Origin of the sequence: Diplocloster agilis, from assembly GCF_019042275.1 — a bacterium.
Lineage (GTDB): Bacteria > Bacillota > Clostridia > Lachnospirales > Lachnospiraceae > Diplocloster > Diplocloster agilis.
In genome coordinates this window covers 1-10,994 of the sequence record NZ_JAHQCW010000074.1, presented here as the reverse complement: position 1 = coordinate 10,994, position 10,994 = coordinate 1, and the positions used below count along the sequence as shown (strand labels likewise).

The window sequence follows — 10,994 nt, the reverse complement described above, 5'->3', positions numbered from 1 at the left end:
GGCGGACTTCACGTCCGACGGGCAAGAGCCTCTGAACCGGGAACACATCACGTGTTCCTGGTGAATAGGCTCGGTTCCTGAACCCGGCTTTTCGATTTCCCTTAGCGGCTGCCAGCGCAAGCCCTCTGCGCTTCCGAGGTGACAAAAAGACCCCGTCGGCCGGGAGTCTCCCCGGATACCGTCTCTGTCCTCTGCCTTAAGCAGCGGGCATACCCAAATCCGAGGAAGAACCCACTCGGATACCGGTCCATCTTTTATGTTCTACCAATACCAGCCCCTGCAGTTTCTGTATCTGCAGCGTCTCCTATGCATTTCATTCACCAGCATAATCGTTATCAAATCTTCCAGCCAGTTATTTTGCGGAGGCCTCCTGTAGTTCATGGAAGTGACAGTCTCCGCATCTTCTTCCTGCACCTCGACCGCCTGCACTCCATCCTCCAGATGTTTTACTCTGTTGTAAATGTTTCCGCAGATTCTCCGGAACATCAGCTGATCCGGATACTCATCGAACATTACGCTGCCGTCGTACTCCAGCTTGTCGCATTCGTCCTCCACGACCGTCTGGACCTCTTTTGCCACATTTGGATACAGGTTCTTAAGCCTCTCCATATCCCAATCCTGCTCCAGACCCGCATAATTATATATCGGTTCCGGATAATTCATATAAAAAGGGGTAAACTCCATGTTCATTAGAGAGCTCCTTCGCACTAACATATACCTTACTATATGCAGCACTCCCCAAAAAGGTTCCCCTTTGCGCCTGCCGAAAACTAACAGATTAACAGCTGCTTTCGATCACATGGCTCATATTGTACATCCCCGCCGGCTTACCGGCCAGGAACTTCGCCGCCTGAACCGCGCCTTTTCCAAAAATAGCCTTGGAATAAGCGGTATGCTCAAAGGTAATCACCTCGTCCGTGCCGGCGAAGATCACTTCATGTTCCCCTACGATCGATCCGCCGCGAACGGCCTGAATGCCGATTTCCCGGGAATCTCTCTTTTCCCGTCTCTGGCTGCGGTCATACACATAGGTATATTCATCCGGAAGCGCGTCCCTCAGAGAATCCGCCAGGGCAAGAGCTGTTCCGCTGGGAGCGTCCACCTTCTGATTGTGATGCTTTTCAACGATCTCCATATCAAATCCGGCCGGCGCCAGCACCCTGGCCGCCTCCTGGATCAGCTTCAGCAGTATGTTGATTCCCATTGACATATTGGCAGATTTCAATACCGCGACCTTTTCGCTGGCCGCTTTCACTTTCTCCAGCTGCTCTTCGCTCAATCCGGTGGTGCACAATACCACGGGTATCTGTCTCTTCACGCTGTAAGCAAGCAGCGCGTCCACCGCCTTTGCCGATGCAAAATCGATAATTACATCCGCCTTCACGTCGCAATCCTCTATGTTCGCAAATACCGGATAATCATTCGCAATTCCTGTAAAAGGATCCACGCCGGCCACGATCTGCGCCCCGGCATCCTCTCTCAGCAAACCGGTGATCACCTGCCCCATTTTTCCGTTACAGCCATGCATAATCACCTTTATCATGGTACGTTCCTCCTTATGCAAGCGGGATTCCGAATTCCTCCATCGCTTTTCTCAAATTTATCTGATGTGCGTCTTCCATAACCGTCAGCGGCAGCCTTAAGCCTCCCACGTCAAATCCCATCATATTGGCAGCCGCTTTGGCGGGGATCGGATTCACTTCACAGAACAGCTGGTCAATCAGCGGAATCGCTTTCAGCTGCATTTCCATGCTTCCCTTTACGTCGCCAGCCATATATTTCGCCACCATATCATGGGTAAAGCGGGGCGCCACGTTGGACAGCACCGATATCACACCTTTTCCGCCAAGAGATAACAGCGGCACTACCTGATCGTCATTGCCGGAGTACAGATCCAGGGAAACTCCCTGCTCCTTTGCAAGGCTCATGATCTTCGCCACCTGTGAAATATTACCGCTGGCTTCCTTCACTCCCACGATGTTCTCCACATCCCGGACCAGATCCACCAGGGTGGACGGCTGAATATTGACACCGGTACGCCCCTGGATATTATATAGGATGACCGGAATCTTTACGGAATCCGCAACTGCTTTAAAGTGCGCGTACAATCCCTTCTGCGTCGCCTTATTATAATAGGGCGATACAACCAACAGACCGTCGGCTCCCCGTTTCTCCGCTTCCTGGGACAGATAGACAGCCGTGTCCGTCCAGTTGGACCCGCTGCCCGCGATCACCGGCACCCGGCCGGCGGCTCTCTCCACCGTGTACCGGATACATTCCAAATGTTCCTCATGGGTCATAGCGGAGGCCTCGCCGGTGGTTCCGCAGACGATAATACTGTCGGTCCCATTTTCGATCTGGAAATCAATCAGCTCCCCAAGCTTGTCGTAATTCACCTTTAAATCTTCTGTAAACGGTGTGATGATTGCCACACCTGCTCCTTCAAATAATGCCATTAAAATCCTCTCCTTTCTTATTTGGCGAATGAGTTAAAATAGAGTCTCACCTGCGGAACCGCTCTTCCACAGAGTGTTTTTTCCAATAGAATAAAATAAGGCAGACTGATGAGTCTGCCTGTAAAGAAGTCTACGCCGTAGAAAAATCAACGACCTTGTTCTTTGGATAGCGCCCCATCTTTTACGATGACAGTCATATAACTCTTAATTATATGCCCAGGCAACAAATTATCAGGAAATCTGTCCCTTCGGCGTTCGTCCCTTTCCATACCTTCTTACGTGCCTGACCACAATCCGGTAATGTACTCATGAAAAACGCAACCTCTATCTAACTCGGTATTTAATTTAACGCTACTATAGCACAAGTTCCGCTCAGATGTCAATCATGGATTTGGAGTTTTAACGGTTTCTATACGGTATACCGCATCCGCAATACCGATCATTTTCTCACAGGCATGGATGCCTGTCATAATCAATTCCGTATCCTCGTCCATGGCGTCGATCAGCACTTTCACATCATCCAGGCCTATAATCTCGTGGTCCAGCAAGCCCAGAATCTCATCCAGAATCAGAACATTACATTCCCCGGTAACCAGAACCTTTTTGGCAAAATTCATACCGTTCTTGATGTTCATGATCTCTTCATTTTTACTGTCATCATCGAGCTCATCAAAACACACTTCATTCTTCTCAAACCGGAACAGCTTGATCTCCGGTTCGAGACGCCTGATAAAATCGATCTCTTCTTCGTTCTTCCTTTTCAGAAACTGGATTATAATCACGGATTTGCCTTGACTTGCTGCACGAATTCCTTGTCCCAGAGCCGCCGTGGTCTTTCCTTTGCCGCCACCGCAGTAAACCTGTACGAACCCTTTATTCATAATGCACCTCTTCATTCCGTGGAAGTAAAACCTACTGTAAACATTTTCCCTTATGTTACTATATATTCACAGAATTTGCAAATCTTTTCTATTTTACACACTCCGGTCCACTATTCGATATATTCCAGTTTACTGACGGAAACCTCATAAGCGATGCGTTTTTCCGCATCATTTTCATCTATTTTCTTCATATATTCCCGGCTCTGAATCCGGCCCCAGATCTCCACGTGGCCTCCCACTTCGAACCCGGAAGCATACCTGGCGTTCCTTCCCCAGCAGATGCACGGGATATAATCCGATTTACCATACGGTCTGTTGACCGCCAAAAGCAAATCCGCGATCTCTCTTCCCAGCGGAGTCTTCCGGTAAACCGGCGGCTTACAGATATATCCGTCCAGGAAAATCTGATTCGTTTTGGCATTTTCAACTTCCTCTGAAATAAACTCCAACTCTCTTACAAAAACGGATAAAACCAATCTGTTCTTTTTCTCCTCGTGTCTGTTATAGGATCGAAACTGTCCGGCCACCTGTATGGACTCTCCCCGATAATCCCTGGTCACGTCAATGAGCCTCTCAGATACCATCAGCGGGATACAATCATACGAATCACTGAGTCTCCTCACATTCACATCCACCATGTAGAAGCCCTCCCCGAACACCTCATGGCTGAATGAAAAATCCGAAATAATCTCCCCTATAATAGTTACCTGATTGTTTTCGATTACCCTATCGATTACCTTATCTGTCATGAATTTTTACTCCCTTCCTCTTGGGACAGCATCACACTGTCCGACGATGTACCTTGTTTTTCTTATAGTTAATAGAATATATATGCCGTAAAAATCACCTTTAGAACACAAATTACGAATTTTTTTACAATTATTTCCAATTTATAAAAGCTTATTCATCTTTTCAAAAATTATTACATTTCTCTCCCCTTTTTTCCCTGGTAATTTTTACCATTTACATTCAGTTTTAACTTTATAGCCTAACCGCCTATCCAACTAATCAGTGCAGCTTTCCAGTCCAACCTCCCAATCCGCCTCAATCTTTTAACCTCCATACAAACCTCCGAATCTAACCTATTCGCCCAACTATCCAGGCTAACCTCATATCTACCAACAATCTCTTAAACAACATAAAACCCATTACCTACGGTCCAGCTTCCTATATAAAATATAATCCACTAAAATATTCCCCAATAACCTTCCTCAATCCTCACCTACTCCCCCACTGCTCCCCAATTTACCAAGCAGTCTCCGCCGTATCCAAGGAAAACCCGGGATTACTGGTGGGAGCGGATGGGGGACGGATCAGCCGGTTCGGGTGGGTACGCTGTCTGCGGGCATAGGGCGGCTGAGCTGCTGCTTAGTAAACTCCGGAAGCCGGATTCAGGATGCACGGCGGACTTCACGTCCGACGGGCAAGAGCCTCTGAGTCGGGAACGCATCCGACGTTCCTGACGAATAGGCTCGGTTCCTGAATCCGGCTTCCGGAGTTTACTTAGCAGCAGCACAGCATCCAGCCCTAAGCCCGCAGACAGCGTACCCACCCGGACCGGCTAATCCGTCCCCCATCCGCTCCCACCAGTAATCCCGGGTTTTCCGCCCCCCCACGCGGAGCCCCTCAAAAATTTCGACTTTATTACCGCAATGCCTTGTAATCTCGCCAAAATGTGGTAAACTAAGTAAGTTGCAATGCTTAATTTTGTTAATTAGTAAGAAAGAAGGACATTTTTATGAAAACCAAACGTGAGGATATTCGGAATATCGCAATCATCGCCCACGTAGATCATGGCAAAACCACACTGGTTGATGAGCTGCTCAAGCAGAGCGGCGTTTTTCGGGAAAACCAGGAGGTCGCGGAGCGGGTCATGGACTCCAATGACATCGAGCGGGAACGCGGAATTACCATTTTGTCGAAAAATACCGCGGTTCATTATAAAGATACTAAGATCAACATCATCGATACGCCCGGACATGCGGACTTCGGCGGTGAAGTGGAACGTGTTTTGAAAATGGTGAACGGCGTTGTACTGGTCGTCGACGCGTTCGAGGGCCCGATGCCTCAGACGAAGTTCGTATTGATGAAGGCTCTGGAACTGAATCTGCCGGTGATTGTCTGTATTAATAAGATCGACCGTCCGGAAGCACGTCCGGACGCTGTCATCGATGAGGTGCTGGAACTGTTTATGGATCTGGACGCCTCAGACGAACAGCTGGACTGCCCGTTCGTCTATGCCTCAGCAAAAGCCGGCTATGCGATTCTGGATCTGACTGAGGACCCGCAGAATATGCTTCCGCTCTTTGAGACGATTTTGGATTATATCCCGGCGCCTGAGGGCGATCCCGATGCGGATACCCAGGTTCTGATCAGTACCATTGATTACAATGAATATGTGGGCCGGATCGGCGTGGGCAAAGTAGACAACGGTTCCCTTAAAGTCAATCAGGAAGCGGTTCTGGTGAATGCTCATGAGCCGGATAAGAGAAATAAGGTTAAGATCAGCAAGCTTTATGAGTTCGACGGGTTAAACCGGGTGGAAGTATCGGAAGCGGGCATCGGTTCAATCGTGGCTATCTCCGGTATCGCGGATATCCATATCGGGGACACGATCTGTTCTCCCGACAATCCGGTAGCCATACCATTCCAGAAGATCAGCGAACCGACAATTGCCATGCAGTTTATTGTGAATGACAGTCCTCTGGCCGGGCTGGAGGGTAAATTCATCACATCCAGACATCTGAGGGACCGTCTGTTCCGGGAGCTGAACACGGATGTCAGCCTTCGCGTGGAGGAGACGGAAACTACGGAAGCCTTTAAAGTTTCCGGCCGCGGAGAACTGCATTTATCCGTATTGATTGAAAACATGAGGCGGGAAGGTTATGAATTCGCAGTCAGCAAGGCGGAAGTAATCTATCACGAGGATGAAAAAGGGAAGAAACTGGAACCGATGGAGCTGGTTTATATCGACGTGCCGGATGAATTTTCAGGCAGCGTTATAGAAAAGCTGGGGCAGCGCAAAGGGGAATTGCGGAATATGGGAACGTCTAACGGGGGATACACCCGTCTGGAATTTTCGATCCCCTCCAGAGGCCTGATCGGTTACCGCGGGGAATTCATGACAGATACCAAAGGAAATGGTATCATGAATACGATCTTTGACGACTACGGCCCTTACAAGGGAGATATCCAGTACCGCAAGCAGGGATCTTTGATCGCCTTCGAGACCGGAGAATCGATTACCTACGGATTATTTAACGCCCAGGAGCGCGGTACCTTATTTATCGGCCCCGGGGAGAAAGTGTATTCCGGCATGGTAGTCGGACAGAATGGAAAAGCGGATGACATCGAAGTGAATGTCTGCCGCCGCAAACAGCTGACCAACACCCGGGCATCCGGTTCCGATGAAGCGCTGAAGCTGTCTCCTCCAAAGGTCATGAGTCTGGAACAGTGTCTGGAGTTTATCGATACCGATGAGCTGTTAGAGATTACTCCGAATCATTTGAGAATCCGTAAGAAAATACTGGATCCCAAGCTTCGTAAACGGGCCAGCCAGAAATAATACAAAAATCCCTTCCGCTGATGCCATAACGCATCATCAGAAGGGATTTTTTAATGACATGTACTGCAGTCAACCGCTGCTATTTTTTTATAAACCGTTTAAATATCATAGGATACAGTACGATCACCCATATAACCAAAATGAAGTAACGGATGCAATGTGCGAAAAGCGTGGTTCCAAGTACCAGCTTTAGCCCGTTCTGCAGCGTTATGGCTACGGCCAGCCCGATAACCGCTTTCAGGATCTGGGCAGGCAGGGATGCCCTGGTATCAAAATTGATAAACCGTCTCTCGATATACCATCCGATAGAAAATCCAAGCCCGGCTCCGGCCGCTTTGCAGCAGTCCTCGGCATAACGGAATTCCAATATGCCGCTGCCATACAGGAAAAGCGCATAGGCGATGATCAAAACTGCTATAAGGAACATCGCCGCCGATATCTTCAGATCGTTGCGGCGGTCCAGCAGATAGCTGTCCAGGACTTTATTTACCAGCCACGCGACCGCCAGCGCCAGAACCATGGCTGTGATCACATCCTTGGGCGTATGGACCCCCAGATACATCCGGGACAGACCGATCATAAGGAACATGATTACGCATACAATTCTGACCCACTTCTTCTTTGAGGCAAGCGCGATCGTGCCGAACAGGGATGTGCTCCCCTGAGTATGCCCGCTTGGAAAGGAATAACCGGTGGCCGTTCCCACTGCGGATTCCACCGGCCGGAAATTCGGATCAATCACCCAGGGCCTAGGAACCCGGAATGTGATCTTCAAAGCCTGCACCATCAGACCTGCCGCAAAATAGGAAAATGCCACTTTATAGGCCAGGATTTTGTCCACACACCAGTAGAGCAGGCAAATCGCGGCGATCACAAACAGTTCCTCCCCGAAAAAGGTAAAAAACTGGAACAACGCATTTAATATGGGATTTCTGATCCCTTCCAGAAAATATAAAAATGACATGCTGTCTCCTTCACTCCCTCATACGGGATTGGTTCTTCTCTTACTTTCCGTTCAGAATTCTTTTCCATTCTGCGGCAATCACTTCGCCCAGCATCCGGTATCCGTCCGCATTGGGATGGAGCCCGTCTTCCAGATAGGCATCCGCGTTATCGGCTGTGATCCCGCTTCCATGATACAGATCGAGCACTTTCACGCCATAACCGCCGCATACGGTCTTCATAGCCTCCGCGTAATCCTCCAGCATCAGTCCGGCCTCGTTGGGTCCGGGTCCATAGGCGCTGGTCCTCTGTATCGGCGTCGCGAACACCAGTCTGGCATCGGGATAATTCTGTTTTAACCCCTGGCACAGGATGTTTAACGCGCCGCAGAATTCTCCCGGATTGCCGGAATCCGCAGCTCCAAGCGGTATATTCTGATAGAAATCATTGGTTCCGCCAAACACAAAGATCAGGTCGCTGTCCGCCGGTATGCTCTGATAACGGCTCCAAAACGGGTCCTTATCACTGTCCGCGATGGTTGACTGGGCGATCCCCAGGTTATACATCTCCTCCAGAGAAAGGCTCTGTCTCACCGCATCGATCCAGATCTCCCCCCAGGCCGTAATACTATCGCCAAAGCAGGCCATTTTCGATGGCTGTCTGGGTGCGGGCTTCGCTGTTTTCTCGGCGGCCTCCGCTTTCTCTGTGCCTTCTGTTTTTTCTGAGGCCCCATCCGGTGTTCCCGGGGCATCCGGTGTTTCCGTTGGCTTTGCCGTATCTTTCGGTTCCGGCGACGCCGTTGTATCAGGAACCGGTGTTTCTGTTGGCTCCGCCTTCTTCTGACGTTCCTGGTCTGGGTCCTGATTCTCCGGCTGCGCCGTCGTTTCAGGCTCTTTTAACGCCGTATCCGTATCTTCCTGTTTCCCGCAGCCACTGATAATAAGCACTGCTGCCAGCATGCTTACGGCAGCTCCCAGCCGTAAGTAGTCCTTTATTTTTCTTTGCATAAGGTCCTTTCCTCATTCGTAATTATAATAGTATATATATTCGTCTTTGGACTATTTTAACACAAGCTTACCGGTGTGAAAAGCTTGATATCCATTGTAATACCGGAATTTCGTAAATTTGTCCTGTATGTATAACGTTGTACATACAATATTATAAAGAGCATGCATTACGGTTACAATGAGATCTCTCATGGCGCCGGTTCACAGATTGTTTATAATAAATAAGAAAAATTTAAGAAAATACACCGGTTTCGTTAAAACTATCTTCATATCGGAATGGTACAATAAGAATCGAACATGATAGTTGACCATCCGGGTCTTTAGAAAAGAGGTATGTTATGAGAAACAGAGTAAATGATTTTGAACATTTGGACCGTAAGATAAATAAAATGAATCTGCTCATCATCTGCGCCGGCATTATCGCCGTTATGGCCATCGGATTTGTATACTCCTACAAACTGCATAATCAGGATATCCCCACCATGACCGTATCAAACAGCGCCATCATTGCCACCCAGGAGTAAAAATATCCATCGCGAAAAATAGGAACACCCGGCTCACCAATTACATATACTGATAGTAACACCAAATCTATCGAGGTACCTATGTCAAACCAGACATTGAAAAGTATGCAGACCGAATCTCCTGACCGGGGGCGGCTGCAGGTTCAGGTGACATCTACCATCGGACGGATTCCCATCTCTGGTGCTACTATCAGTATTTCTTATACCGGAGATCCCGAGAGCAAGGTAGAACAGCTGACCACCAACAGCTCCGGGCAGACGGAAACCCTGGATCTTCCCGCCCCGCCCCTGGAATACAGTTTAGAACCCAGCGACAACCAGCCCTATTCCGAATACACCATTCAGGTCAATGCCCCGGGCTATGAGTCCGCCACGATCGCCGGATCGGAGGTACTTCCCGACACCACCTCCATCCAGCCGGTTGAACTGCGGCCTATGGAAGGCCAGGAAGCACTGGACCGGATCGTGATCGGCCCGCACACCCTCTTTGCCAATTATCCGCCGAAAATCGCCGAGGCGGAGATCAAGCCCGTCAACGAGAGCGGGGAGATCGTATTAAGCCGCGTGGTCGTTCCCGAATTCGTGATCGTACATGACGGTTCCCCGCGGGATACCACCGCCACGGACTACTGGGTCCGCTACAAGGATTACATTAAAAATGTAGCGTCCAGCGAAATCTATGCCACCTGGCCCGACTCCACCATACGCGCCAATGTACTGGCCATCATGTCCTTTACGCTGAACCGGGTTTACACGGAATGGTATCGGAACAAAGGTTTTGACTTTACCATTACTTCTTCCACCGCCTTTGACCACAAGTGGATCTTCGGCCGCAACATATTTGACAGCATTTCCATCATCGTCGATGAAATATTTAATGCCTATCTGTCACGCCCGAATGTCAAACAGCCGATCCTGACCCAGTACTGTGACGGCAGGCAGGTAACCTGTCCCAACTGGATGACCCAGTGGGGTTCCAAATATTTAGGTGATCAGGGTTACACCCCTATTGAAATTCTGCGCTATTATTACGGAGATTCCATGTACATCAATATCGCAGAAGAAATCTCCGGAGTACCCTCATCCTGGCCCGGCTATAACCTGGATATCGGCGCCTCCGGTCCCAAAGTAACGCAGCTTCAGGAACAGCTGAATACCATAGCCGCCACATACAGCGCGATTCCCACCGTAGCGGTAGACGGAATCTACGGGGAATCCACCGCCAACGCGGTACGCACCTTCCAGTCTATCTTCGGGCTGCCCCAAACCGGCATCACCGACTATGCCACCTGGTTTAAAGTCCAGGAGATCTACGTGGGCGTGACCCGTATTGCGGAGCTGTCTTAGCTGAATGGGATTAGAGAGGTCTGTTGCAAAGACGGTTCTTCCTAGAACTTGGGTATGCACGCTGCAAAGCAGCCGGGGAGTGGCGATGTTTCGGGATAATCCGCACCGCCGGGTTCTTTTGTGCCTCCCGGGAGCGCGGAGGGCTTGCGCTGGCACCCGCTAAGTGGAATCGGAAAGCCGGGTTCAGGAACCGAGCCTATTCACCAGGAACACATGATGTGTTCCCGGTTCAGAGGCTCTTGCCCGTCGGACGTGAAGTCCGCCGTGCATCC

The 10,994-nt window shown here is 49.6% G+C and carries 10 protein-coding genes and 1 riboswitch; of the genes, 3 read left to right on the top strand and 7 right to left on the bottom strand.

Annotated elements, in window-relative coordinates; translation table 11 throughout:
* Nucleotides 1-261: 261 nt before the first annotated feature.
* The 5 genes from KTH89_RS24325 to KTH89_RS24305 form a co-directional block, all read right to left on the bottom strand.
* On the bottom strand, nt 262-690 hold the full coding sequence (locus KTH89_RS24325; protein WP_238723429.1) for a hypothetical protein: 429 nt from the start codon (nt 688-690) through the stop codon (nt 262-264).
* 88 nt (nt 691-778) lie between these two features.
* The gene (dapB, locus tag KTH89_RS24320) at nt 779-1,543 is read right to left on the bottom strand and encodes a 4-hydroxy-tetrahydrodipicolinate reductase (protein ID WP_238723428.1); all 765 of its coding nucleotides are present in this window, start codon (nt 1,541-1,543) and stop codon (nt 779-781) included.
* Between the two features lie 13 nt (nt 1,544-1,556).
* Nucleotides 1,557-2,456, bottom strand: a complete 900-nt coding sequence (dapA, locus tag KTH89_RS24315) for a 4-hydroxy-tetrahydrodipicolinate synthase (protein WP_238723427.1) — start codon at nt 2,454-2,456, stop codon at nt 1,557-1,559.
* Nucleotides 2,457-2,615: 159 nt separating this feature from the next.
* A riboswitch (Lysine riboswitch) is annotated at nt 2,616-2,791 on the bottom strand.
* A gap of 48 nt (nt 2,792-2,839) precedes the next feature.
* Nucleotides 2,840-3,337, bottom strand: coding sequence for a cob(I)yrinic acid a,c-diamide adenosyltransferase (locus tag KTH89_RS24310; RefSeq protein ID WP_158342184.1), 498 nt, complete (start codon nt 3,335-3,337; stop codon nt 2,840-2,842).
* 110 nt (nt 3,338-3,447) lie between these two features.
* Nucleotides 3,448-4,086, bottom strand: a complete 639-nt coding sequence (locus KTH89_RS24305) for a single-stranded DNA-binding protein (protein ID WP_158342185.1) — start codon at nt 4,084-4,086, stop codon at nt 3,448-3,450.
* Between the two features lie 989 nt (nt 4,087-5,075).
* On the opposite strand from KTH89_RS24305, the gene typA reads away from it, so the two are divergent.
* Nucleotides 5,076-6,902 (top strand): translational GTPase TypA, encoded by a 1,827-nt coding sequence (typA, locus tag KTH89_RS24300; protein WP_158342186.1) that lies wholly within the window; start codon nt 5,076-5,078, stop codon nt 6,900-6,902.
* A 79-nt stretch (nt 6,903-6,981) separates the two neighbouring features.
* Here the strand turns inward: typA and KTH89_RS24295 are convergent, their stop codons facing one another.
* Together KTH89_RS24295 and KTH89_RS24290 are read right to left on the bottom strand one after the other, a co-directional pair.
* Nucleotides 6,982-7,866: a phosphatase PAP2 family protein gene (locus tag KTH89_RS24295; RefSeq protein WP_238723426.1), complete on the bottom strand. Its 885-nt coding sequence runs from the start codon at nt 7,864-7,866 to the stop codon at nt 6,982-6,984.
* Between the two features lie 40 nt (nt 7,867-7,906).
* A complete protein-coding gene (locus tag KTH89_RS24290) occupies nt 7,907-8,851 on the bottom strand; it encodes an SGNH/GDSL hydrolase family protein (protein WP_238723425.1) in 945 nt (314 codons plus the stop codon).
* Nucleotides 8,852-9,189: 338 nt separating this feature from the next.
* Between KTH89_RS24290 and KTH89_RS24285 the strand changes: the two genes are divergently transcribed.
* Nucleotides 9,190-9,375: a hypothetical protein gene (locus tag KTH89_RS24285; protein ID WP_158342189.1), complete on the top strand. Its 186-nt coding sequence runs from the start codon at nt 9,190-9,192 to the stop codon at nt 9,373-9,375.
* 81 nt (nt 9,376-9,456) lie between these two features.
* Complete coding sequence (locus KTH89_RS24280) at nt 9,457-10,722, top strand: peptidoglycan-binding protein (protein ID WP_158342190.1); 1,266 nt, start codon at nt 9,457-9,459, stop codon at nt 10,720-10,722.
* Nucleotides 10,723-10,994 lie beyond the last annotated feature (272 nt).

What these genes read in the sequence shown, in the direction of transcription:
- KTH89_RS24325 (WP_238723429.1), bottom strand. Translation starts at nt 690, where the DNA reads ATGAACATGGAGTTTACCCCTTTTTATATGAATTATCCGGAACCGATA.
- KTH89_RS24280 (WP_158342190.1), top strand. Translation starts at nt 9,457, where the DNA reads ATGTCAAACCAGACATTGAAAAGTATGCAGACCGAATCTCCTGACCGG.
- KTH89_RS24295 (WP_238723426.1), bottom strand. Translation starts at nt 7,866, where the DNA reads ATGTCATTTTTATATTTTCTGGAAGGGATCAGAAATCCCATATTAAAT.
- KTH89_RS24310 (WP_158342184.1), bottom strand. Translation starts at nt 3,337, where the DNA reads ATGAATAAAGGGTTCGTACAGGTTTACTGCGGTGGCGGCAAAGGAAAG.
- typA (WP_158342186.1), top strand. Translation starts at nt 5,076, where the DNA reads ATGAAAACCAAACGTGAGGATATTCGGAATATCGCAATCATCGCCCAC.
- dapA (WP_238723427.1), bottom strand. Translation starts at nt 2,456, where the DNA reads ATGGCATTATTTGAAGGAGCAGGTGTGGCAATCATCACACCGTTTACA.
- dapB (WP_238723428.1), bottom strand. Translation starts at nt 1,543, where the DNA reads ATGATAAAGGTGATTATGCATGGCTGTAACGGAAAAATGGGGCAGGTG.
- KTH89_RS24285 (WP_158342189.1), top strand. Translation starts at nt 9,190, where the DNA reads ATGAGAAACAGAGTAAATGATTTTGAACATTTGGACCGTAAGATAAAT.
- KTH89_RS24290 (WP_238723425.1), bottom strand. Translation starts at nt 8,851, where the DNA reads ATGCAAAGAAAAATAAAGGACTACTTACGGCTGGGAGCTGCCGTAAGC.
- KTH89_RS24305 (WP_158342185.1), bottom strand. Translation starts at nt 4,086, where the DNA reads ATGACAGATAAGGTAATCGATAGGGTAATCGAAAACAATCAGGTAACT.